The sequence below is a fragment of the Prochlorococcus marinus subsp. pastoris str. CCMP1986 genome, from assembly GCF_000011465.1.
Lineage (GTDB): Bacteria > Cyanobacteriota > Cyanobacteriia > PCC-6307 > Cyanobiaceae > Prochlorococcus_A > Prochlorococcus_A pastoris.
Genome location: NC_005072.1, coordinates 57,789 through 82,838, shown reverse-complemented (window position 1 = coordinate 82,838; position 25,050 = coordinate 57,789). Strand labels below are relative to the sequence as shown.

The 25,050-nt window shown below is 31.2% G+C and carries 25 protein-coding genes and 1 tRNA gene; 14 read left to right on the top strand and 12 right to left on the bottom strand.

From position 1 onward, the window contains the following. Positions 1-30 precede the first annotated feature (30 nt). The 4 genes from TX50_RS00405 to TX50_RS00390 form a co-directional block, all read right to left on the bottom strand. The gene (locus TX50_RS00405; protein WP_011131714.1) at positions 31-1,668 is read right to left on the bottom strand and encodes an alpha-D-glucose phosphate-specific phosphoglucomutase; all 1,638 of its coding nucleotides are present in this window, start codon (positions 1,666-1,668) and stop codon (positions 31-33) included. 33 nt (positions 1,669-1,701) lie between these two features. Next, positions 1,702-1,872 carry a hypothetical protein gene (locus TX50_RS09535; protein WP_036930389.1) on the bottom strand — a complete coding sequence of 57 codons (171 nt, stop codon included), beginning with the start codon at positions 1,870-1,872 and terminating at the stop codon, positions 1,702-1,704. Positions 1,873-1,887: 15 nt separating this feature from the next. Next, positions 1,888-2,994, bottom strand: a complete 1,107-nt coding sequence (locus TX50_RS00395) for a DUF4912 domain-containing protein (protein WP_011131713.1) — start codon at positions 2,992-2,994, stop codon at positions 1,888-1,890. Positions 2,995-3,257: 263 nt separating this feature from the next. Continuing rightward, positions 3,258-3,620: a hypothetical protein gene (locus TX50_RS00390; RefSeq protein WP_011131712.1), complete on the bottom strand. Its 363-nt coding sequence runs from the start codon at positions 3,618-3,620 to the stop codon at positions 3,258-3,260. Between the two features lie 97 nt (positions 3,621-3,717). Here TX50_RS00390 and sufB point away from each other — a divergent pair, with 97 nt between their 5' ends. The 4 genes from sufB to TX50_RS00370 are packed head-to-tail and all read left to right on the top strand — an operon-like array spanning position 3,718 to position 8,466. After that, the gene (gene sufB / locus TX50_RS00385; RefSeq protein WP_011131711.1) at positions 3,718-5,160 is read left to right on the top strand and encodes a Fe-S cluster assembly protein SufB; all 1,443 of its coding nucleotides are present in this window, start codon (positions 3,718-3,720) and stop codon (positions 5,158-5,160) included. Positions 5,161-5,181: 21 nt separating this feature from the next. Then, positions 5,182-5,967, top strand: a complete 786-nt coding sequence (gene sufC, locus TX50_RS00380; protein ID WP_011131710.1) for a Fe-S cluster assembly ATPase SufC — start codon at positions 5,182-5,184, stop codon at positions 5,965-5,967. A 4-nt stretch (positions 5,968-5,971) separates the two neighbouring features. Continuing rightward, positions 5,972-7,189, top strand: coding sequence for a SufD family Fe-S cluster assembly protein (locus TX50_RS00375; RefSeq protein ID WP_011131709.1), 1,218 nt, complete (start codon positions 5,972-5,974; stop codon positions 7,187-7,189). Beyond that, entirely contained in the window at positions 7,189-8,466 is a 1,278-nt protein-coding gene (locus TX50_RS00370) for a SufS family cysteine desulfurase (protein ID WP_011131708.1), read from the top strand. The genes TX50_RS00375 and TX50_RS00370 overlap by 1 nt, the downstream gene beginning before the upstream one ends. Here the strand turns inward: TX50_RS00370 and TX50_RS00365 are convergent. Continuing rightward, positions 8,463-10,391: an alpha/beta hydrolase family protein gene (locus tag TX50_RS00365; RefSeq protein WP_011131707.1), complete on the bottom strand. Its 1,929-nt coding sequence runs from the start codon at positions 10,389-10,391 to the stop codon at positions 8,463-8,465. The two genes, TX50_RS00370 and TX50_RS00365, sit on opposite strands and share 4 nt — an antisense overlap. 79 nt (positions 10,392-10,470) lie before the next feature. Here TX50_RS00365 and def point away from each other — a divergent pair, with 79 nt between their 5' ends. Genes def through TX50_RS00340 form a run of 5 tightly spaced genes read left to right on the top strand, consistent with a single transcriptional unit; the run spans position 10,471 to position 14,036 of the window. After that, entirely contained in the window at positions 10,471-11,076 is a 606-nt protein-coding gene (gene def / locus TX50_RS00360; RefSeq protein WP_011131706.1) for a peptide deformylase, read from the top strand. A gap of 20 nt (positions 11,077-11,096) precedes the next feature. Beyond that, on the top strand, positions 11,097-11,438 hold the full coding sequence (locus TX50_RS00355; protein ID WP_011131705.1) for a histidine triad nucleotide-binding protein: 342 nt from the start codon (positions 11,097-11,099) through the stop codon (positions 11,436-11,438). A 47-nt stretch (positions 11,439-11,485) separates the two neighbouring features. Further along, complete coding sequence (locus TX50_RS00350; RefSeq protein WP_011131704.1) at positions 11,486-11,773, top strand: hypothetical protein; 288 nt, start codon at positions 11,486-11,488, stop codon at positions 11,771-11,773. Between the two features lie 37 nt (positions 11,774-11,810). Then, complete coding sequence (locus TX50_RS00345) at positions 11,811-13,793, top strand: ABC transporter ATP-binding protein/permease (RefSeq protein ID WP_011131703.1); 1,983 nt, start codon at positions 11,811-11,813, stop codon at positions 13,791-13,793. A gap of 9 nt (positions 13,794-13,802) precedes the next feature. Beyond that, positions 13,803-14,036 (top strand): chlorophyll a/b-binding protein, encoded by a 234-nt coding sequence (locus TX50_RS00340; RefSeq protein WP_011131702.1) that lies wholly within the window; start codon positions 13,803-13,805, stop codon positions 14,034-14,036. Here TX50_RS00340 and TX50_RS00335 read toward each other — a convergent pair whose 3' ends face one another. Beyond that, complete coding sequence (locus TX50_RS00335; RefSeq protein WP_011131701.1) at positions 14,037-14,969, bottom strand: Ycf66 family protein; 933 nt, start codon at positions 14,967-14,969, stop codon at positions 14,037-14,039. 77 nt (positions 14,970-15,046) lie between these two features. Next, positions 15,047-15,235, bottom strand: coding sequence for a photosystem II reaction center X protein (psbX, locus tag TX50_RS00330; protein ID WP_036930392.1), 189 nt, complete (start codon positions 15,233-15,235; stop codon positions 15,047-15,049). A 90-nt stretch (positions 15,236-15,325) separates the two neighbouring features. Between psbX and TX50_RS00325 the strand changes: the two genes are divergently transcribed. Further along, positions 15,326-15,631 carry a YggT family protein gene (locus TX50_RS00325; protein WP_011131699.1) on the top strand — a complete coding sequence of 102 codons (306 nt, stop codon included), beginning with the start codon at positions 15,326-15,328 and terminating at the stop codon, positions 15,629-15,631. 17 nt (positions 15,632-15,648) lie between these two features. On the opposite strand, the gene accC is transcribed toward TX50_RS00325, so the two are convergent. After that, positions 15,649-16,998, bottom strand: a complete 1,350-nt coding sequence (gene accC / locus TX50_RS00320; RefSeq protein ID WP_011131698.1) for an acetyl-CoA carboxylase biotin carboxylase subunit — start codon at positions 16,996-16,998, stop codon at positions 15,649-15,651. A 305-nt stretch (positions 16,999-17,303) separates the two neighbouring features. Between accC and TX50_RS00315 the strand changes: the two genes are divergently transcribed. Both TX50_RS00315 and TX50_RS00310 read left to right on the top strand, forming a co-directional pair. After that, positions 17,304-17,385, top strand: a tRNA-Leu gene (locus tag TX50_RS00315). A 4-nt stretch (positions 17,386-17,389) separates the two neighbouring features. Continuing rightward, entirely contained in the window at positions 17,390-18,679 is a 1,290-nt protein-coding gene (locus TX50_RS00310; RefSeq protein WP_011131697.1) for a hypothetical protein, read from the top strand. Positions 18,680-18,690: 11 nt separating this feature from the next. Here TX50_RS00310 and TX50_RS00305 read toward each other — a convergent pair whose 3' ends face one another. From TX50_RS00305 to TX50_RS09530, 4 genes are all read right to left on the bottom strand, one after another. Beyond that, positions 18,691-19,713, bottom strand: a complete 1,023-nt coding sequence (locus TX50_RS00305) for a PRC-barrel domain-containing protein (RefSeq protein WP_036930395.1) — start codon at positions 19,711-19,713, stop codon at positions 18,691-18,693. 45 nt (positions 19,714-19,758) lie between these two features. Continuing rightward, a complete protein-coding gene (smc, locus tag TX50_RS00300; protein WP_036930396.1) occupies positions 19,759-23,349 on the bottom strand; it encodes a chromosome segregation protein SMC in 3,591 nt (1,196 codons plus the stop codon). 76 nt (positions 23,350-23,425) lie between these two features. Continuing rightward, entirely contained in the window at positions 23,426-23,788 is a 363-nt protein-coding gene (locus TX50_RS00295) for a hypothetical protein (RefSeq protein WP_011131694.1), read from the bottom strand. An 87-nt stretch (positions 23,789-23,875) separates the two neighbouring features. Continuing rightward, on the bottom strand, positions 23,876-24,013 hold the full coding sequence (locus TX50_RS09530; protein ID WP_152556135.1) for a hypothetical protein: 138 nt from the start codon (positions 24,011-24,013) through the stop codon (positions 23,876-23,878). Between the two features lie 188 nt (positions 24,014-24,201). On the opposite strand from TX50_RS09530, the gene TX50_RS00290 reads away from it, so the two are divergent. Together TX50_RS00290 and TX50_RS00285 are read left to right on the top strand one after the other, a co-directional pair. Continuing rightward, positions 24,202-24,663 carry a hypothetical protein gene (locus tag TX50_RS00290; protein ID WP_011131693.1) on the top strand — a complete coding sequence of 154 codons (462 nt, stop codon included), beginning with the start codon at positions 24,202-24,204 and terminating at the stop codon, positions 24,661-24,663. Next, on the top strand, positions 24,664-25,050 hold the full coding sequence (locus TX50_RS00285; RefSeq protein WP_011131692.1) for a phage holin family protein: 387 nt from the start codon (positions 24,664-24,666) through the stop codon (positions 25,048-25,050). It abuts the gene before it with no gap.

Here is a 25,050-nt window from a genome sequence, read left to right as displayed (position 1 = left end):
TTAATCTAACGAATAAATCATTTTTGAAAATTATGTAATAACGGTAGGTTTTTCCATTTTGGTAAGTTTTGAAATATTTAATAAATGATCTAAATCGTTAATTAAATCTTTTAGAGCTATTTGAGGATTTAAATCTAAATTATGTTGAGAATTGGCAAATTTTTCAAAATATAATCTTAAAGTTGAACCTTTGGTACCAGTACCTGATAAACGTATGATTACTCTGGAATTATCCTCAAGTATAATTCTTAATCCTTGATTTTTACTAACTGAATTATCTACTGGATCTAAATATGAGAAGTTGTCAGCTTGTTTTACAAGATTTCCAGCAAACTTATTGTCTTTTAAACTTGGAAGCATAGAAGATAAATTATTGAATATTTGATTTGCAATAGTAGAGGGAATAGCCTCATAATCATGTCTTGAATAATAATTTCTTCCGTATTGTTTCCAGTGGTTTTGAATTAATTCACTTACTGAACAATTTTTCACAGCTAAAATTTGTAACCAATATAAAACTGCCCATAAGCCATCTTTTTCTCTTACATGATTACTACCAGTTCCGAAGCTTTCCTCTCCACAAATTGTTATTAAATTAGAATCTAAAAGGTTTCCAAAAAATTTCCATCCAGTTGGTGTTTCAAAACAAGGAATATTTAAAGCACGTGCAACAAAGTCTACTGCTGAACTCGTGGGCATAGATCGGGCAACACCAGCAATACCATCTTTATATCCAGGTACACAATTTGTATTAGCAGTAATAACTGCCAAACTATCACTTGGATTTACAAAACATCCCTGACCTAAGATCATATTTCTATCACCATCACCATCACATGCAGCTCCAAAACTATAGGCTTTTTGAACTAATAACAAATCTGCCAATTTAGACGCATAAGTAAGATTTGGATCAGGATGTAAACCTCCAAAATCCTCGAGGGGTGTGCCATTCATTACACAAGCATCTACAAGACCCATTTTTTCAACAAAAATATTTTTTGCATATGGACCAGTAACTGCATTCATTGCATCAAAAATTAAAGAGAAATCATTTTTAAGAAAATCACTTATTTGATCAAAATCAAAAATATTCTCCATTAAATCTGAATAATCCTTTAATCCATCAATTATTTCTAATGAAGTTTCTCCAAGTGAGAATACACCAAACTTATCTAAGTCTGGAATTTTAATATTACTAATTTTGTAACTCTTAAGTGATTGAGAACATTGGAATATTTGATCTGTAATTGACTCAGGAGCAGGTCCACCATTCGCAGTATTTAATTTCACTCCGAAATCCCCGTCAATACCACCAGGATTATGACTTGCTGAAAGAATAATTCCTCCAATAGCCTCCTCTTTTCTAATCAAATGAGATGTCGCAGGTGTTGATAATAAACCGTTTTTTGGAATAATAACTTTTCCAACTTTATGAGCTACACATATTTGAATAATCTTCTCGATTGCTTCGATATTTCCATATCTACCATCCCCACCAACAACCAAAGTTGATCCGCTCAAATTATTAAGTGATTTAAAAATTGCCTCTATAAATATTTCCAAGTAATGCTCTTCTTTAAATTTTAAAGTGCTTTTTCTTAACCCAGAAGTACCTGGTTTCTGATCTAGAAAAGGATTTTTTATATTAATAACATTAACTTCAGTCATGATTTATATAAAACTTAGAAAAATCTAACTAAATTAATGTGGCATTTCGGATGTTCTTAACATAGCGATAAACCATAAGGAGGAAATAACTAATGCACTTAGAATTCCATAATTTACTCCAAACTTAGAAATAGTAATAGGAACTATCAAAGGAAAAGTCACAGCTCCAAATAAAGGTGTAAAAGCAACAATTTTTTTTAGCATTAGTATTTTATTTATTTAAAACCATTTTGTCTCAGCATTATCTTTTTCATTTGTATCGTCAAGGGGAGTAACTCTATCAAATTTCATTGTAATACTTTTTTCTTGGTCACCAGAAGCATCCGTAGCCTTAATTTCGTATTTTTGCGAGCCATCCCTAAAAGGAACTTGAAGCCTAAAAGTACCGTCAGCAGCCAAAGGAACTTCTTCTTCACCAATAGTTAATTTGGCGGATGGATCTGTTGCTCCATAAACAATTAATTCCGAATCAGCAACTAACCAAAAGGATTTATTTTTAACTATTCCACTACCAGATTCGTTTAAGCCTGAAGACCATTGCCCTGCACCAGAATCGGTGAGATTTGAGTTTAAATTATTTGAATTCATGTTTTCCATAAATTCTTCAGAACCTATTTTTCTTCTTATAGGAAAACTTGTTGCTGCCTGGTATAAGCGCTCATGCAAACCATTATTTTCTTGTACCTTTGGGTTTTGTATAATCGAAGGAGGCTCAAGTGATGCAGGATTTTCTAAGTTAAAAGGAACAAATTTATCTAAAATCTGCTCTGAAGGCTGAGTACCTGGTACATAGCTAACAGAGGAAAAAGCTAATGACATCCATTTAAAGCCGTATTTGTAACCTAATTCAACCTTATAGTCCCTATCCGCTAGAGGAATAGGCAAATACCATTCGGTACTATAACTATCTACAGCAATTTCTCTTAAAGTGCCTTTATTTAGATTTCCTTCACCAATACCTGAGGCATCATATAAACGTAGACATAATTTATTAGCACCTAAAGACTGAGCTTTATCTCTATCACTTTCTGAAATTTGCCAAAATACATATGCCCACTCTGGATCTCTGGGCAAAAATACTAGTTTTGTTTTAACTTCTTCTGTTTTTGTTTGAGTTGCGAGTTTAGAGGTTTTTAGAGGAATATTTTTAGTTGGAGTTTTATTAAATGATTGATTAGCATTTTTTTGGTATTTATCAATTAGTTCAATAAGTACAGCTTTTGTCTTTCTACTGTATAAAGGGACAGATAATTTACTAGCTTCTTGTCGCAATTGTCTGAGGGTTAGACTAAGTAAATATTCTTTATTCTTGATCCCATCAACCACTTTTAAAACTCCATAAATTGCATGGGATCAGTATGTTCTTTTTTTTTGCAGTTTGGGTAACATTAGAGGCAGTCGTCAGGATCTTCTGACTACTTTCAAGTTTTTAAATTTTACAACTTTCTTATAAGTAACTGGTATAAGTGAATTTTAAAGAAATCTAGAAATCTATAACTCGTAAATTAATTTTCTGTTTTTTAAATTTTATTACCTTGAATTGTTAAGAACTCAACAAAAATATATTTTTTCTTCGGGATCGCTTCATATTAATTTGCCTGATTTTGCTCAACTAAAGTGATTAAATCCTCAAGATCCAATTCTTTGAAATTTTTATTAATACTCTTAGAAAAAAAGTTTATTTTTTTTGCAGCAGAAGACATTTGTTCATAAAAAAGTTGATTGAAATTTTTATCATTAAACTTCTGGGATTTTTTTTCACACCATTTCTTAAGAAGTTCATCTTCATCAAAGAATGATTTTTCATCTTTTCCGATTTCCTTGAAGATTTCAAGACAATGGGCAAGCAATCGAACATGGTGCTTTTTAATAATGGACAAATTCAGTTGATCTATATTTTTCACGATCTCATCGCTTAACGGACTTGGAAAATAATTTGTTTGATTAGACATTAATTTTTTAATTTAATTAAAGATAAAAACTCAATATTGGGCATATATTTAGCTAAAGTATAGAAAACTAATTGTAATAGACTAATTTATAGAAACTATGGTAAGTGAAAATTTAGTTAAAGATGTCGTATCTGAACCATACAAATATGGTTTCGTTACTGATATCGAAACTGAAAAGATTTCCAAAGGCCTAAATGAAGATACGATTCGATTAATTTCAGAAAAAAAAGAAGAGCCAAAATATCTTCTTAATTTCAGACTTAATGCCTTTCGGAAATGGCAAAGAATGGAGGAGCCTAACTGGGCAGACCTAGGTTACAAAAAGATTGATTATCAAGATATAATTTATTATTCTGCACCTAAACAAAAAGAAAAGATTTCTAGCTTAGATGAAGTTGATCCCAAACTCCTAGAAACTTTTGATAAATTAGGAATTCCTCTTACTGAACAAAAAAAACTTACAAACGTTGCTGTTGATGCAGTATTCGATAGTGTATCTATTGCAACAACCTTCCGAAAAGAACTTGCTGAGCATGGTGTAATATTTTGTTCTATAAGTGAAGCAGTAAAAGATCACTCAAATTTAATAGAAAAATATTTAGGTTCTGTTGTACCAGCTAATGATAACTATTTTGCTGCATTAAACTCAGCTGTTTTTAGTGATGGTTCATTCGTTTACATCCCAAAAGGAGTTAAATGCCCGATGGATCTCTCATCATATTTTAGAATCAACAGTGGAGACTCTGGTCAGTTTGAAAGAACTTTAATTATCGCAGAAGAATCTAGCTCCGTCAGTTACCTTGAAGGATGTACAGCTCCAATGTTTGATACGAATACTCTGCACGCAGCGGTAGTTGAACTTATTGCCTTAGACGACGCCTCAATTAAATATTCAACAGTACAAAATTGGTATGCTGGGAATGAAGAAGGAGTTGGAGGAATCTTTAATTTTGTCACCAAAAGGGGGAAATGTTTAGGTAAGAGAAGTAAAATAAGCTGGTCTCAAGTAGAAACAGGCTCTGCCATAACATGGAAATATCCTAGCTGTATACTTTTAGGAGAGGAATCGGTAGGAGAATTTTATTCTGTAGCTCTCACTAATAACCTTCAACAAGCCGATACAGGTACAAAAATGATTCACATCGGTCCTAGAACTAAATCAACAATAGTTAGTAAAGGAATTAGTGCTGGCAATTCAATTAATAGTTACAGAGGTCTTGTAAAAATGGGTTCAAAAGCTTCTGGATCAAGAAATTATAGTCAATGTGATTCAATGTTAATAGGCGATCAAGCTGCTGCGAATACATTTCCTTATATTCACTCTCAACAACCAAATTCAGAAATTGAGCATGAAGCAAGTACATGTAGAATTTCTGAAGATCAACTTTTTTATTTACAAAGTAGAGGTATTGAATTTGAAGAGGCTGTATCAATGATGGTAAGTGGCTTTTGTAGAGATGTTTTCAATCAACTGCCATTGGAATTTGCGGCTGAAGCCGATAAGCTGCTTGCCCTCAAATTAGAAGGTTCGGTTGGATAATCAATTAATTTCTAAAGTGTGATGCAAAGCAAAACGAAAGAATTAGATCCAATATTAGAAGTAAATAATCTTTTTGCATCTATCGAAAATCTTCCTATTTTAAAAGGGGTAACCATTTCAGTTAATCCTGGCGAAATTCACGCAATCATGGGAAGAAATGGATGTGGGAAAAGTACTCTATCCAAGATTATTGCGGGTCATCCATCATACAAAATTACTAAAGGCGAAATAAAATTTACAGGAAATGATATTCAGTCTTTAGAACCAGAAGAGAGAGCTCAATCTGGTATTTTTCTTGGTTTTCAATATCCCATCGAAATTCCTGGAGTAAGCAATCTAGAATTTCTTAGAGTTGCGACAAATGCAAGAAGAAAATTTCTTAACAAAGAAGAACTAGATACTTTTGATTTTGAAGACTTAGTAAAAGAAAAACTTGACTTAGTCAAAATGGATTCTGCCTTTTTATCGAGGAGTATTAATCAAGGGTTTTCAGGTGGGGAAAAGAAAAGGAATGAAATATTACAAATGGCATTATTAGAACCAAAAATTGCAATTTTGGATGAAACCGACTCAGGTTTAGATATTGATGCACTTAGAATAGTTGCTTCAGGTATTAAAAAGATATCTAATGAAGAAACCGGAATTATATTAATCACTCACTATCAAAGGTTATTAGATGAAATACAACCTGACTATGTTCATGTAATGTCAGACGGACAAATAATAAAAACTGGAGAAAGTGATCTTGCCCTAGAACTTGAGAAACATGGATATGAATGGACTGATAATTTTATAAAAGAGCAATAAATCAATGCAAATTATTGATGAAATCAAAAATAATGAATTAATTAGTAATCCATCTGAGATACAAAAAATTTGTCTTGATAAATTAAAATTAAATCCATTACCAAATATCAAAAGTGAATACTGGAGACTTTCCAATAAATCCAAATTTTCAAGATTTTTAGATCATTCAAATAAAAATAAAGAATCTAAAGTTAATCTCCCATATAAAAAAGCCTCTCAAAATATAATTAGACTGATCATCGGAGAGAATAACTCAATCAATTTAGAAAAAGAAAACTATTCAATAAAAGAATTAAAAGAGATCGAAATTGTAGACTATATAAAAAAAAATATATCTAATTCTGATCAAAATGATCATTGGAGTGACTTACTAAATCATTCTTTAAGTTCTAAAGCAAACATCTTAGGTTTAAATATTTCTGGTAATAAAATTCCTCCTCTTGAGATATTTAGTGCTTCGTCACCCGACTCTTTTAATGCTAAAACACTTATTTTATTCTTTGAAAAGAATTCTAAGGTTGATTTAATACAAATTAATCTTGGAAACAAAAATTCTTCACTATCTCAATCAACTTATTTATGTCTAGAAGAAAATACTTCGGTTAATCATGGTTTAGTTTCCTATGGAGAAAGCAAATCTAATTTATTAAATTCTTTAAATGTAATTCAAAAGACCAACAGTGAGTACAGCCTAGGATCACTACATTTCAAATTTGATTATGCAAGATTTGAAATCCGTATTAATCAATTAGAGGGAAATGCCAAAACAAATTTAAAAGGAATACAAATAACAAAAAATAATGACCAAATAGCTACTTATACAAAAATGCAATTTAACGGTCCTAATGGATTTTTAGATCAAATTAATAAATCCTTGGCAGATGATAAATCACATGCAGTCTTTGAAGGCTCCATAATTGTTCCAAAAATTGCGCAAAAGACCGATGCGTCACAATTAAGCAGGAATCTACTTTTATCGAGACATGCAAAAATAGATACTAAACCTCAATTAGAAATAATTGCTGACGATGTAAAATGCAAACACGGTGCAACTATTTCACAATTAAATGAAGAAGAACTTTTCTATATGAGATCAAGAGGACTCACGTTAGCAGAAGCGAGTAAACTACAATTAAGTTCTTATATACAAGAAGTTATTTCAAGTATTCCTATTTCAAAAGATAGATGGGATTTGCTTGATAAAATTTTAAAAGAAAATTAATGGAAACAATTAAAAATTTCCCGAAAATTTGTAAAAAAAACTTTCCTCTAATAGATAAAAAAGACTTTCCTTTATTAGAAAATAATTTCAAAAACAAAAATACAATTATTTATCTAGATCACGCTGCAACAACCCAAAAACCAATCCAAGTTCTTGAAAAAATTGATGAATACTATAAGAATTTCAACGCAAACGTTCATAGAGGAGCTCATCAATTAAGTGCAAAAGCAACTGAAGAATTTGAGAATTCAAGATCTTTAATTGCAAAATATGTTAATGCTTATTCAACAAAAGAAATAATTTTTACAAGAAATGCAACTGAAGCTATAAATCTGGTTGCCAGATCATGGGGAGAATTTACTTTAAAAGAGAATGATGAAATTCTTCTATCAATAATGGAGCATCATAGTAATATTGTTCCTTGGCAAATGGTAGCTGCAAAAAACAAATGTAAACTGAAATTTGTGGGCATAGATCAAGACGGAAGATTAGATATAAATGATTTCAAGTCAAAATTAACAACGAAAACAAAACTAGTAAGCTTATTACATATAAGCAACACTTTAGGGTGCTGTAATCCAATAAAAGAAATAACTAAATTAGCTAGGGATAAGGGTTCTTTAGTTCTGCTTGATGCTTGTCAAAGTTTAGCCCATCAAAAGTTAGATATTAATGAACTAGGTATAGATTTTTTAGCCGGTTCAGGACATAAATTATGTGGCCCAACAGGCATAGGTTTCTTATGGTCCAGAAAAGAAATTTTAGAAAAAATTCCTCCTTTTTTTGGAGGTGGTGAAATGATTCAAGATGTTTTTGAAGAGAAAAGTACTTGGGCTGAACTCCCTCATAAATTTGAAGCTGGTACTCCAGCTATTGCTGAAGCAATAGGATTAGCTGCAGCGATTAATTACATTAACAATATTGGGTTAGATCGAATCAGTGAATATGAAAAGGAGATTACAAAATATTTATTTAAAAAATTAAAGCAAATAGAGGATCTTGAAATAATAGGTCCTTCTCCGAAAATAGATCCAAACAGAGCTGCATTGGCAACATTTTATGTTAAAGAAATACATTCAAACGATATCGCTGAAATTCTTGATTCTAAAGGTATTTGTATCAGAAGTGGACATCACTGTTGTCAACCTCTGCATAGACATATCGGAATAAATTCAACAGCTAGAATTAGTATGAATTTCACAACTACCAAAGAAGATATAAATACTTTTATCGAAAAACTTAAGGAAACTATTAGTTTTTTAAAACTAAATTCTTAAATATTAAGAGTTTTCTCTAAAAACTCCTGAGTTTTAATAAGAACTTGTTTTTTATTATTTGTGTTTTTAAAACCATGCCCTTCATTTTCAAAAATTATGACTTCTGAATTTTTATTATTTTTAAGAAGTTTTTCTTTGATTTGTAGGGTTTTTTTGCATGAAATAACTAAATCTTTTTTTCCATGAAATAATAAAACTGGTTTTTTTAAATGATTAATTTTATAAATTGGTGATCGAAGTTTATACTCATTATGAAATTTTGAATATCTACCTATGAGAGAATTTAAATAACCTTTTTCAAATCTATGAGTGTGTTGATGCATATCGTTTAAATCCAGAACAGGATATTTACAAATCGCCACTTTAAACAAATCACCTTCACATAGAGCATTAATTGCAGTTAAACCACCAGCACTATTGCCTAAAATTGCGACTTTGGTTCTATCAACTAGATTTAACCTAATTAAATCAAGTACCAATGCTTTACAGTCGTATGAATCAAGAATACCCCATTTATAATTTAATCTCTCCCTGTACTCTCTTCCAAAACCCGAGGAACCACCATAATTCACTTCCGCAACTGTAAATCCTTTCGAAGTCCAATGCTGCACTTCGGAATTTAAAGACCCGTCAAAGCAAGCAGTAGGGCCACTATGTGCCTTAACGATTAATGGTGACTTAATAAATCTTTCAAATAGAGGCTTATAAATAAAAGAATGTGTGGGTTGATTATTAAAACCTTTAAACCAAAAAGATTCTGGTCTTGAATATTCGTTTATAGACTCAAGGGATATCTCATTTAATAATTTAGTATGGCTTTTCTCTCCAAAATCACACTCGAATAATTCTTCGAAACAACCAAAACTACAACCTCTAATAACTAATTTTTGATCACAAACATCTAAATCACCTATTGAACAAAATGGTAATTTAAGTTCTTTAATACATTCACAATTCTGATAATGCTCTAGTACCCAACTATTATCTTTTTTTGCAACACAAAATAGATTTTTAATATTTCCGGAAAAAAATGAAATTCCAGAAACCCACTGAGGCGATCCATACTCAGTCAAAGGTTTAATTATTCTTTTTTTTAGAATAATATTTTTAATATCAGTTAAATCGAGAAATAATAAATTCCACCAGCCTGTACTATCTTCAGAACAGACTAAAGTAGTATCACTCATCCAGTAAGGTTGAAAGAAAGAAACATTTTTCTCTTCATTAACAAATTTATTAGAAAAATTTTTTATGTTTTGTATCTCTCCATCATTATCAATCATTGCAAAAAATAGCTCATTTCTTTCCCAAGGCATGGAGCCAGCATTCCACTCTATCCAGGAAAATAAATCAGCTGAAATATTAGAAGATAAATTCCCCGCAAAATTATCAAATTTTTTTATTATGCGAATATCTTGTTTAGTTTTCTTTAAATTTAATGAGAATAAATAATCTCTATGTTTTATCTCACATAAACCGAATAAAAGGTTGTTTTTAGAAATAACAAATGAAGTATCAAAATTCGTTTTTATTGACTCAGTAAGTTGTCTTGGTTCCACATCGCATAGCAGATATTGATTATCATTTTTAAGTACTTTTTCTTGGACTTTGAAAATTTTTAACCACATTGCTTTTGAAAGCTGATCAACCCATATCAAATAAATATGATCATTCACCTCTATACATTGATATGATTTGCCCCCATAACCATGAAAATTGCTTTTAATATAAAAATTATCGCCCGTTAATTTTTGTGGAATTGCATTTTTATCATGAAATGGCCTAGCAAAAATAGCATTTTTTTGTGTTTGATCTCCAGGAATAATATCTACCCAGAAAATTATATTCTTAATTAGAGATAACTCTTTAAAAGATATATTTTTTTTATCGATTTGCTTAATTTTTAAATTCTTAGCATTATTCATTTAAAAAGTTTATTTCAAGATGTATTTAAAGTGCTAATATTTTTATAGCTTAACTGTTGAGTAAATAATTTTTTTTACCGTGGCAAACAATTTTTCACAACTTGCAAGAAAGTCAAAAACAAATAGTCCTATAGAAAAGGTATCTAAAGAACAAACAGGAACTCCATCACTAGAAATATATAAACTTGGTGATGATGTATTGAGAGAAAATGCTAAAAGAATAAGTAAAGTTGATAATTCCATAAGAAATTTAGCTAAAGACATGCTTCAAAGTATGTATGCAGCCAAAGGGATTGGACTTGCCGCTCCGCAAATAGGAATCAAGAAAGAGCTACTTGTAATTGATGTAAATTTTGAAGATGCTGCTGCTGAACCATTAATTTTAATAAATCCAGAAATTACTGATTATGGAACAACTTTAAATTCATATGAAGAGGGTTGTCTAAGTATCCCAGGAGTTTATTTAAACGTCGTAAGACCATCAACAATTAAATTAAGATTTAGAGATGAAATGGGCAGGCCAAGAAAAATGAAAGCTGATGGACTCTTAGCAAGATGCATTCAACATGAAATGGATCATCTCAATGGAGTTTTATTTGTTGATAGAGTTACTTCAAAAGAAGATTTGAATAAAGAACTCATCAAAGAAGGATTTCATCAAAAAGATGTAATACCAATCAAATGATTTAATTATTTAATAAAGCAATGGCTGAAACTACAATCTTTAGCAAAATAATAAATGGTGAGATTCCCTGCGAAAAGCTTCATGAAGATGAGCTTTGTTTAGCATTTAATGATATTGCCTCTCAAGCTCCAGTTCACTTTTTAGTAATTCCTAAAAAACCATTAGTCAGTTTATGCGAGTGTTTGGAGGAAGATAGAGATTTATTAGGACATCTTCTTTTAATAGGAAAAAATATTGCCAAATCTAAGCAATTAAAAAATTGGAGAACTGTTATTAATACTGGTGAAGAATCTGGACAAACAGTATTTCATTTACATATACATTTCTTAGCTGGTAGAAAAATGAGTTGGCCTCCTGGCTAAAACTCTCAAAAGAGTTTCTTTTTAGCTATAAATAAGAAAAATTAAACATGAATTCTCCAGAATCTCTCAATAATAAATCTAAAAATTTACTAGATCTAATTGCTACAAATTGGGAGAGTTTAGATGAATCTCAGAAGTTAGTTTTAACTAAAATTTGGAAAGTATTAACTTACAAATGGCAATTACAAATTTTATTTAATTTACCTTTTCTAATATGGTGGCTTATGGATATATTGATTATTAAAGTCCATGAATTTGATTTAAAATTATTATCATACCTCAACCTTCCAGATTGGGCACTTTCACTAATAGGTTTTGGGCAATCATCTTCATAGAGATATAATTTACTTACTATAAAGATATAGAAAAAATATGAATAATGTAGTGCAAAATAAATCTAAAATATTTTATCAACTACAAAAGTTAAGAAGATTAGCCCAACCATTTTTCTTACCAATTGATCAATGTAATGGCTTTCAATTTATATGGCTTTTAATATCTCTCTTATTTTGTGTAGGAGGTATTGTTCTTGTAGCTCTTACAGGCATAATTAGTTTTTTTGAAAGCATTCAACCTATTTTTCTTGATAAATACTTTGGAGGAGTAGTTAATACTGTTAATACAATATGGTCTGGCTGGTGGGGATTATTGTTTTCAGGATTATTTCTTATCGGTTCAGGAAGTTTTTTTAGTTTAAGGCGTCAACTTAAGAATCGCAGATGGGTACATTGGTTATTCCTAGCAGTCATAGTATTAATGCTTTTGGCAGTAAATGGAATTAATGCAGGAATAGGATTTATTGCTAGAGACTTAACCAATGCTTTAGTAGAGAAACAACAAGATGGATTTTATAGAATTTTAGGAATCTATGCTTGTTGCTTTGCTGTAGCGCTTCCAATTCGGGTTTCTCAAATATTCTTTACTTATAAATTAGGAATAATTTGGAGAGATTGGCTTTCAAAAAGCTTAGTTAAAGACTACATGACTAATAAAGCATACTACCAACTAAATCCTAATGATGAAGAACAAACAGATGTAGATAATCCTGACCAACGAATAACAGATGATACCAGAGCTTTTACTGGTCAAAGTTTATCCTTTACTTTGGGAGTTTTTGATGCACTTCTTACTTTTTCTCTGAACATTCTAATATTATGGAGCATTAGTACAACATTAACCTTTTCATTATTTGGATACGCAGCATTTGCTACTGCTATCTTATTAATTGCTGGAAAAAATCTTGTAAAAATTGATTTCGATCAACTTAGATATGAGGCAGACTTTAGATATGGATTAGTTCATATTAGAGATAATGCTGAATCAATAGCTTTTTATTCGGGTGAAAAACCAGAAAAAAGTGAAACAGAGAGAAGATTAGGAGAAGTGGTAAGAAACTTTAACTTACTAATAATTTGGAGAGTAATTATTGATGTAATGAGACGTTCTATTAATTATGCTGGAAACTTCTTTCCATATCTAATAATGGCAATTCCTTACTTTAGAGGAGATATTGATTATGGTCGATTTATTCAAGCAAGCTTTGCATTTGGTATGGTAGAAGGTTCTTTATTTTTTATAGTTAATCAAATAGAGGAACTTGCAAAGTTCACAGCAGGAATTGGAAGATTAGAGGGTTTTCAGTCAAAAGTTGAAAGTATCAGTCAAACCAAGCCAATAGACAATCAAAATATAATTTCTGATTATTCTTCTATTCTTATTAACAATGCCGACCTTTTTCCACCTGGGTCTGATAAAGCTATTATCAAAAACTTAAATCTGAGTATTGAAACAAATCAATCATTATTAGTAGTAGGCCCATCTGGGTGTGGCAAAACCTCTTTGTTAAGGATGATCAGCGGATTATGGGAACCCAATCAAGGATCGATTAAAAAACCAAAGACAGGTGATTTGCTATTTATACCTCAAAAACCCTATATGCTATTGGGTTCTTTAAGGGAACAATTATGTTATCCAACAGAAGTTGACAAATTTAGTGATGACCACTTAATTTCTGTTCTTAATGAAGTAAATTTAAATTCTATTGTTGATAGATATCCCAACCTTGACGTCAAACAAGATTGGCCAAGAATACTTTCATTAGGAGAACAGCAAAGATTAGCCTTTGCAAGATTACTACTTAATTCTCCGAGATTTGCTGTGTTAGATGAAGCTACTAGTGCACTCGATATTAAAACTGAAAAAAGACTATATAATTTACTAAGGGATAGAGAATTATCCTTGATAAGCGTGGGACACAGGCCTAGTTTAAAAGATTTTCATGAGAACATTTTAGAATTAAATGGACAAGGGGGCTGGAAATTATTTACTACAGATAAGTATAATTTTAAAAATTAGATTACAATCATGACTTCAAATCAAGAACAAAATAATCAGGAAGCTATGGAACTAGAAAAAACAAATTCTGAAGAAATTAAAATTGAGGAACAATCAATTGAAATTGAAGATAGATATGAGTTTGGATGGAGCAATTATTCAGAAATAACAAATGGAAGATTTGCAATGCTCGGTTTTTTAGCAATTATTTTAATTGAATTAATAAGTCAAAAATCATTTCTAAATTGGGCTGGGATATTTTAATTAGTCATCAAATCTAGAACTATTATCTCTGGGTTTATTTTTTTTTGTTCCCACAGTATACCTTCCAGTTTTATTTTTAGAGGTTGATCTTGCACTAGCTGCTGAGCTTCTTGCTTGACGAGGCTTTTTTACTTCATTGATATTTGTAGAAAATGATGCATCTTCTACTTTTTCTGTTGAAGTCTGAGATCTGATAGATGACCTTGTTGGTTTATTAGAGGAGGTAGAAGCATCCTTAAGAGAGGAATTATTTGATTTTCTAGAAACTTCTTGATTAGATAATGGCCGAGAGCCTCTTTTAATTTCACTTCTTGATGATCTTCTTTCTCCAAAACTTGCTCTTCTATCTTCATTACTCATCCTATTATCTTCAGACCGATTTCTTCTTCTCTTAGGTTCTTCATTCTCAAATTGATTAGACTCTCTTAAAGAAGGACGCCTCCTGCTGACTGCAGATTCAGGAATAGCTCTTGATATATTTCTCCTTTGCGATCTAGCTTCCATGTAATCATCTTCTAAATCATCATCTTGAGGTTTGAATCTTCTAGAAGGTCTATCAGAATCCTCAAATTGATTATAATCATCATTAAATCTATTTCTGGAAGAATTTCTAGGCATATCTGGAATCTGATCATCTTCAAAATAAGAAGATCTTCTTGCTTGATCAGTGGCAACACCTCTTAGTCGAACACTTTCATACGCAAAGAATACCGTCGTTCCTGCTAATAAAAACTGCCCAAATTGCAAAATAGGATCTAATCTCCATCCTTGAAAAAATAATATTCCTCCACATAAAAGACCTATTGCCGCAAAGAAAACATCATAATCTCTTGCCAGCGCAGGTTTAAATGACCTCAAAAAATATAGGCCACCTCCACATACAGCTAGTACGATGCCTACAATACTCGCCCAATTTAGACTAGCATTGACCACTTTTTTTCTCCAAAACTTATTTTTTAAGGTGCAATAAAACACCTTTATATATAGTTTACTTAAAACTTTTATAAAAACTAGCGTCTACGTGTAGCTGAAGTACGTTCAAGTGAATCTTTTTGGCTAACAAAGATCAAAAAAGCTGCTGCTGGAATAACTATAAGTAAAGCTGCAGCGAAGAAACTCGCTATCATATTGAAGCCCGAACTACCAGCCACTTCTGGGGAAACATCAGCCGCTAATATTAGATTTGAAATTTGAATCACTTTTTTAAAATTAAATTCTGAATTTATAATACGAATTAAATCCTAACTTATGGGTTATTTATTAAGATGGATTAAACAATTGTTATTTCATTGTCTCAAAACTATTTACATGCTTTAGATCTTACACTAGGAATCCTTTTATCATTTTTAACCCTAGTCTTTTTAATAAGATTAATTTTAACTTGGTACCCAAAAGTTGATTTAAATAAAGGTTTTTGGTTATTAATTGCAATTCCAACAAGTTCTATTTTAAACGTTACGAGAAAATTGATTCCTCCCATTGGGGGCGTCGATGTTGGCCCAGTGATTTGGATAGGAATAATAAGTTTTCTAAGAGAAATATTAGTTGGTCAACAAGGTTTAATCAAATTAGCCATTCTAAAAAGTATAAGTTAAGAAGGCATTATATTCCATTAATAGTTAGGTAATAATTCTTCCTCAACGTATTTAGTATGAATTTTGCCTTCCATAAATTTCCTTTTATTGAGAAGAGATAAATGAAAGTTAATTGTTGTTGGAATTCCTGTTACAGCGCATTCATTTAAAGCTCTATTCATTCTTTTAATAGCAGTATTACGATCTTTACCCCAGACTATTAATTTACCTATAAGTGAATCATAAAATGGCGGTATTTCATAACCAGTATAAACATGACTATCAACCCTCACTCCAGGGCCCCCTGGAGGCAGCCATCCAGTTATTTTACCGGGAGATGGGCGAAAATTATGTGAAGGATCTTCCGCATTAATTCTGCATTCAATAGCATGTCCATTTAATTGAATATCATCTTGAGTAAATCCTAAATTGTCACCTCCAGCTATTTTGATTTGTTCAGCAATTAGATCAACACCAGTAACCATTTCAGTTACGGGGTGTTCCACTTGAATCCTGGTATTCATCTCCATAAAGTAAAAATTATTATCATCATCTACTAAAAATTCAACAGTTCCCGCCCCTTCATAACTAATACTTTTTGCAGCAGCAATGGCTGCATTACCCATTTTTTTTCTAAGAGAATAGTTTATAGCTGGACTGGGAGACTCCTCTAATAATTTTTGGTGCCTCCTTTGTACAGAACAATCTCTCTCTCCTAAATGAACCACATTACCTGACCTGTCAGCAAGGATTTGAATTTCTACATGTCTTGGCTTTTTTATAAATTTCTCCATATATAAACCATCATTTCCAAATGCCGCTTCTGCTTCTCCTTGGGCTGCTTTAAACATTTTTTCTAAATTAGCCTTATTTTCAACCAATCTCATTCCTCTACCTCCTCCTCCAGCTGTGGCTTTTATTATGACGGGATATCCAATCTCTTGGGCCATTTCGTAGGCCTCCTCGACACTCGATAATAAACCTTTGCTTCCAGGAACAGTTGGTACTCCGACTCTCTCCATTGTCTCTTTAGCAGTAGATTTGTCTCCCATTGATCTAATAGCATTGGGAGATGGACCAATGAAAGTTATACCATGATCGTTACACATTTCTGCAAATTTATCGTTCTCCGCAAGAAAACCATAACCTGGATGAATAGCATCAACTCCTCTTGATGTAGCAGCAGCTAAGATATTAGGAATATTTAAATAACTCTTGTTACTTAGTGAGTCTCCAACGCAAACTGCTTCATCTGCTAATTGCACATGCAATGCCTTTTTATCTACGGTGCTATAAACAGCAACAGTTGCAATATCAAGCTCTCTACAACTTCTGATAATTCGTAAAGCTATTTCTCCACGATTAGCAATTAAAACTTTTTCAACCATTACAAAATTAAATTGAAGAAATAAAAATTAATTTAAATTGAAATTACTTTAAAAAGTATTCAATAAAATTTTTGAATTTCAAGAATGCATTGATTAACAATACAACCTAAAACGTTATATGTGGATAATTATTTATTTATGCAATAGAAAAAATCAGTCATTTTAAGTATTTAAAACTAAGTTATATAAAATACATCTTTTAAATATTTAAACCGAGCAGATTAACAAAATATTATCGCAAATTAATGCGATTAATGTATGATAACTTAGTGGTTTAAGAACACCCTTGTGCTCGAAAACCCTTTGCGGACGTGGCGGAATTGGTAGACGCGCACGTCTAAGGAGCGTGTGGCTTAGGCCTTGCGAGTTCAAGTCTCGCCGTCCGCATTTAATGTATCTTGGATTGACTGCAATGAAAGAAAAATCAATTGCAGTTGTAATTATCACTAATGGGCCTGGGGAATTATCAACGTGGGTGAGGCCTGTAGTGGATTATCTAAATAAGATAAATGATACTTCGAAAAATATTGATAAACTGAATTACTCAATAAGATTAGTTTTAGTACCGTGTCCAAATGCTACTGGTAAAGAATATGAAGTTGCTAAATCTTGGCACAAATTTGAATTAGTTACAGAAGCAAAGACTTTTTGGAAATTGTTAATCAGGCCTGCTCAATATGCAAAATGGCCTAAAAAGGGGATCGTTATTTTTCTTGGAGGTGATCAATTTTGGAGTGTTTTGTTAGCAAAAAGATTAGGTTATATCAACATCACATATGCTGAATGGATTTCAAGATGGCCACGTTGGAACAATGTAATTGCAGCAATGAATAAAAACGTTAAGAAAAGCATTCCTTCAAAATATAGATATAAATGTAAAATTATTGGCGATTTAATGGCAGACATTACGAATAAAAAAGAAATTGCTTTAAATCTTGAAGAAAAAAAGTGGATTGCTTTACTACCAGGTTCTAAAAAAGCAAAGCTCATGGTGGGTATTCCTTTCTTTCTTGAAATGGCTGATCATATTAATAAAAATAATAAAAATATTAACTTTATTATTCCCATAGCACCAACTACAAGTACAAGCGAATATTTATTCTTTCAAAGTAATAAGAATCCTATATCAAAATATTATTCATCCAAAATTAAACAAATTAAACAAATTAAAAATTCCGTTTTTGACTATGTTATTGAAACCTCAAATAATACAAAAATTTATTTAATTAATAAACACCCTTGCTATGAAGTACTAAAAAAATGTGATCTTGCAATTACTACAGTTGGAGCAAATACTGCTGAATTAGCTTCACTTACTTTACCCATGATAGTTGTTCTACCCACCCAACATTTGAATGTAATGAACGCTTGGGACGGTATCTTCGGAATACTTGGTAAAATTTCTTTTATCAATAAATTCTTCACTTTTATAATTAAAAATTGGTACTTAAAGCAGAAAAAATTTTTTTCATGGCCAAATATAAAAGCTAACAAGTTAATTATTCCAGAAAGAATAGGAAACATTTCACCAAAACAAATCGCTAATGAAGCTATATTTCTGATAAAAAATAAAAATTATTTAAGTGAGCAAAAAGATAATTTATCAAAACAACGAGGGAAAACTGGTGCAGTTAAAAAATTAGCTTACATAATTTTTAATTCGATCAAAAAATTCAGTTAATTACTAAATAATTACCAAGGATCATCAATTTCTACAGATTCTGATTGAGGATTTTCTATAATTGTTTTTTTCTCTTCAACAGGTTCAATATCTAAAGGTTCTTGTGACCTTTGAATAGGTCTCTTTGAAGCTCGATTAGATATAGATGGCCTTTGAACAGCAAATTCTGTCGTATTTTCTTCATCAGTTTGATTGTCTAATTGTTCAGAGGAGTCATTATCCAAATAAAGTTGTTTTTTATTATTTATTTTTTCTTTTGTGGTTTCGATTTCTACATATTCCAGTTCTTCTTCATACTCTTCTTCTTCTATAAATTCTTCTTCTTTAATTTCTTCCATAAAATTATTTTGTTCTTCTGATTCAGAACCTGACAATAGCTGATTCTCCACTGGAACAAGATTTGCTGTATATCTATTAGCTTCCCTTTCTTCCCAAGAAGAGCCACCGACCCCAAGTTTCTCGAGTAATCCACTACTTAACTGATTTAGTTTTTCCTCAGCTCCTTCATAAACAATTATTCTGTCAGTACCACTACTGACTATCTCATCTACAGGAATTTCCCAAGTGCTTAGAACGCCTTCACCTAAAAGAGGAACTCCTACTGCACCCATCACAAGAGAAATTAAATCCCCCGTCTCAATATCGAAAGAAAATCCAAGAACTCTTCCAAGAAGCTGACCAGATTCCGTAATTACCTGGCAATTTATAACTTTCCCATATCTTTCAGGAGAAAAACCGTCGCTCAAAGAATCTAAAGAATCCACTAAAATTACATCGCCAACCTGCTTTATGCTTTCAAGAGGCATCCATTTAGGTAAACCTGGCAAAAATCTTGTAAGAGGATTATCTCTCAGACCTAAAGCAACTACCTCTCTTCTATCAATATCAACAACAACTTCACCTACAACTCCTAATCTCCTGCCAGTATCAGTAGTAATGACTTGGGTCCCCATAAGTTCCGATCTTAACCATAGACGTTCGCTAGGTACAGAATTGCGGCCATTATTATTTGTGGATGTGTTGGACAAACTCATTAATATCTTTCTGACATTCTGACGTAAAAATATAAAAAAGTGTGATTATGCAGCATTTGGTAATCCAACAACTTGAGTATTAGCACCTCTTGCTTGAGCAACACCAATTGTTCGTTCAGATGCACTTATCATAGGTCTTCTATGGCTTACGACTATAAATTGAGCATTTGATGACTGACTTGTTATTAATTTTGATAATCTTTCAACGTTAATACCATCTAAAAAACTATCTACTTCATCTAATGCATAAAAGGGAGAAGGCTTATATTTTTGCAAAGCAAATAAAAAACTTAGGGCCGTTAATGATTTCTCACCCCCCGACATTGAAGCTAATCTTCTAACGTTTTTTCCTTTAGGATGAGCCACTAAAGTTAAACCTCCCTCTAAAGGAGCTTCTGGATTTTCGAGCTGAAGGAACCCATCTCCATCTGATAAATTGGCAAAGATCTCTCTAAAATGCTTATCAACCTCTATGAATGCCTGCATAAATGCTTCTTGTCGCATAGTTGAAACAGTTTCTATTCTTAATAACAACTCCGATCTTTCATTAGATAAAACTTCCAGTCTTTCTATCAAATCATTTAATCTTTCTGTCAATTCCTCGAGTTCATCTAAAGCCAACATATTTACTGGTTCTAAACTTTCCAATTTCGTATTAATCACAACGATCTCTGATTGTAATAAATCAAGCGTTATAGTCTCATATTCTCCAAAGCTGGGCAAAGGATCAGGTAGCTGTTTTTTATAATTTTCTAACTTGATAGTTTCGCTACGCATTTCCTCATTTAGAGAACTTATATCTCTTTCAAGATATTCCAACTTAAGGGTCAACTGATTTATTTCTTGTCTTTTATTGGAAATAGATGAATTCAACTCATCCCTTTTTCTTCTTAATATTCCGAGATCCTTTTCAAGCAATGATTTTTGACCATCAAGACTCGCAAGCTCACTTTTATAATCATCTCTTTTCTTTATCCATTCATTATGAGCATTAGAAAGCTCTTTAACTGATTTTTGTAGATTCTTTTCTTGTAGAGATATTAGATTTAATTGATTATTTATACGTTCTTGATTTAAAACAAATTGATTCTTTTTATTTAATAATTCATCTTTCTCTTGAATCATTAATTCAAGTTTTTTATCTAACTTTTCGAAATCATTATTATGAGTCATTAAAGAGGATGTTTGATTATCTTCATAATTCTTTTTAAGGATCATCTCTAAGTCATCCAACTTTTTTTTAAATGGTTTTATTTCATTTCGAATGTTATCCAACTTATCATTTAATAAATTATTTTGAGACTTAAGCTGATTAAGCCTCAAATTGTTATCATCAATTCTTTTCATAGAAACTTTTATAGAATTATTATTTACTTCAATTTCTTTATTAGAAGATACGCAATCCTCTAATATTTCCCTTTGATTAAAATTCAGTTTGTTCAAGTTGTTAGTTTTATTTAAAGTATCATTATCTGATTTCTTTAAAGCTTCTACAATTGTAGATAATCTTTGTTTTATGGGGTGAGATTCGTCAATATCATTATTGGTTCCGAACCTATAAGCAAGATCTTTATTAACTTTACTACCACCTGTAATTGCACCACTCACTTCTAACAGTTCTCCACTCAAAGTAACCATTCTAATTTTTTGTTTAGATGATTTCGCTGACTCTAAATCTGAAAAGACTACTGTATCTCCAAAAACGTATTTAAAAACATCATCATAAACATCATCACAATCAATTAAATTAATAGCCTTATCTAAAAATCCATTCTCTTTAAAATTCTCAAATCTTTTAAGCGCGAAATTTTTTTTATAGGTTTTAATTCTATTAAGTGGAATAAAGGTTAATCTGCCTGCTTTCTTTTTTTTCAGAATTTCAATAGCTTTTGAAGCAATAGTGTCATTATCAACAACTATTTGTCCAAGTCTATTACCAGCTGCAATTTCCAATGCATACCTGTGCTTTTCACTGACGGCACCTAATTGAGCAACATATCCATGTATACCATCTAAACCTGCCTCTAAAAGTATTCTTAATGCATATGATCCCCTGGTTTCATTTAAAGCTTCTTTTCTGCTTTCACATCTTGATAAATCCTTTTCAAGCCTTAATTGTTCGTTGTTTAGCCTTAGTTTAGTTTTATTTAACAGATCTATTTCAATTTTTAAAGAATCAATTTCAGATCTAATACTGCTCAAATTACGATTTTTTATATCCGTTGATTTCTCATTATTTTGATTAAATTCTAATAGTTTTTGTTTTTCTAACTTTAAAAGATCATTTTGAGATGCTATTTCTTCTCTTTGAATATTAATTTGTATAATTTCCTCTTCAATATTCCTTTTACTAGATTCAAGAGGTTGTACTAAAGATTTTAAATTTTCTAACTCATTATTAAGCTTTATACTTTGCTTTGAAAATTCACCTGATTCACCTGCAGCATGAGAAAGTTTTTTTCTAGATAGCTTGTGTTTTAACGTTAAATCTTGAATCTCGATGTTCAATTTTTCTAGATAATTATAATTAAAGTCCTCTTGTCGATTCTTTTCTAACTCCGTACTTTTTTTAGATATTGCAATTTTATCGCGTTGATCTTGAAGTTTAATGCCCTCCTCTTTATTGACAACTGCTATTCTTTCTAATTCCCTTAAATTAGAATTTATACTCCCAATATCAGAATTTACTTTGATTAAGTTATCTTCTCCTTTCTCTTTTAATTCTGCAATCATGATTTGCATTGCATCTTGCAATACTTGTATTTCTTTACTAAGAGATTCTTTGTGTTGATTAAATAAAATCTTACTCTTATCCAAGTTAATAGCTTTTTTCTTAATTAATTCAATATTTTGAACTTGTTTATCGAATAAAAGTACTTTTTCAATCTCCTTAATATGAAAAAGTTTTGCCTTCAACTCTTTATATTTTTTTGCTTTTTCACATTCTTTTTCAAGCTTTACTTTACTAGATTGCAGTTCGTTTTCTAGAATCTCGCATCTTTCTTGTCTTTCAAAAACATCATTAAGTTTTGAATGTGTTTGTTCAATTCTGCTATCAAAAAGAGCTACCCCTGCCAATTCATCAATCAGGGTTCTCCTCTCTTTATTATTCATTGATACTATTCTTGTAACATCTCCCTGCATCACAACATTACTTCCTTCTGGATCAACACTTATATCTCTAAGAACTCTCTGTATTTGTTGTAAAGTGCACTGGCGTCCGTCAGAGGTATAAGTAGATGCATAAGATCCACCAGGCATTAACCGCAATTTCCTGGAAACTATCCATTCTTTTTGACCTCTATTAAGCGCGATATCATCTTCTTCTAAATCCAAAGGTGGAACATCTTCCCTTGGCGACCAATCTTCAATATTGAATTTAACGGAAACAAATGTTTCTGAAGCTTTACCTTCTTTTACTTTAGAATTATTTATTAAATCTGGTAATCTTTCTGCTCTCATCCCTCTACTATTTGCCAAACCTAAACAGAATAAAATTCCGTCCAAAATATTACTTTTCCCAGATCCATTTGGACCAGTCACCACTGTAAATCCTTCTTCAAGAGGAATTTTTACACTTCCTCCAAAAGATTTAAAATTTTCAAACTCGACCTGATTGATGTATACCAATCGCAAGTCACAATAGCTAAGTAAGAATAGCTACTTTTCAAAAAATCTCAAGAGAATTATTAAGATTATTTCTAAAAACAAATTAATTGTTTTTCGTTAATTGACAAAAATTTCCATCAATTATGAACAGACCGTTTAACAATTTACCATTCAATATAATTTTTAATTTTTGAGAGTCTTGATTATGAGGAATATTAGAGAAAATTCCATGATCAATTCTTTTTACTAAACCTCTATTCTTAGAAAGTTGATATTCAACCCTAGAAAGCCACACCAATCTATGATTTGGTTGTTTTACTATTTTAATGACACCCTTATTTAGTGATGGAATTTCGTGAAACTTCCAAGTCAAACAATCTAATTGATCTTCAACAAGAAAATCATAGTGAATATCAATAAATTTACTACTAAGAATCTTATGTTCGAGTAAAACCCATCGATTCATTATCTAGCTCATCAATAAATTATTTTATTTCAATAATCAATCATTAAAATGAACTAACAAGTTAGTGCATTTTAAAAAAGGAAAAACCTAGTTACCCGCATCAGGAACAAATCTCAAAGCAATAAATAGCAAGCTGCCAGCTCCTGCAATAGCTGCTGCTACCAATCCAAAATCAGTTGGAATTGTACGGGATGCAAAAATAATTGCTGCAAATGTGATATCCATGATGAAATAAAAAACTTAATTTAATAAAGTCAGTAATAGCTTAACAAAACCTTATTACAGAACAGGTGAGATAAATGAAATGTAAATAAAATTTTATATGTCTATAATTTTTTATTAAAAAAAAACTAAATAAAAGGGTTTCAAATTAAGAAAATACAGTCTACTCTAAAAGAAATGTAGGTTGATTAATGGAAGCTTTTCATCCTCCCAAAGAAGTTAAAGAAACAATTGATGATTCTGGGCTGCCAAAGGAAGAAGGCATATCAGAAAAATGGTTACGAGAAAAAATCGATAGTTTGATTCCGTTAATACAAGAAAAATGGCCTAATATCGCACAACAAACTCTTGAGACTGCAAAAGGAAGTATTGATGATTTAGTTGGAGTAATAGCAAGTCATACTGGATCATCTGCTAGTGGTATTAAAAATCAATTATTTCAAATCATTGATTCAATTCAAGAAAATAATTGGGAAATTGCAGATAAAATAGAACCAATCGAAAGTCAATTAGAAGAGTTACTAGATGAACTAAACAGTACATTAAGGCCAAAAATAGAAACCCCAATTAGAAAAAAACCAATCTTATCTATTGCTATTGCTGCTGGTATAGGATTATTTATAGGTAGTTTAATTAATAGTAGAAATAAATAAATGGATAAACCCAAAAACAAAAACTTTGCTAATACAGCTTCAAGAATCTCTGCAATTGCTAGTTCGGTAATGGATTTGCATGTTCGAATAGCACTTCAAGAAGTTGATAGAGAAAAGAGAAGATTAATAAGTGGGGGAGTATTTATTGCTATGGGTGGAATTTTATTATTATTAGTTTTAATATCTATTCATGTTATTTTTTATCTGACTCTTAGTAAGTTGAATAATTGGGCAACAGAATATAATTTACTTTTGATAATATTTGTTGATTTATTTCTTGCAGGTTTGAGCTTAAAGCTTGGAGGAAAACTTGCTAAAGGACCTTATCTACCCCAAACACTAGAAGGTTTGGGTAAAACAACAAAAGCAGTATTAGGAAAAAAATAA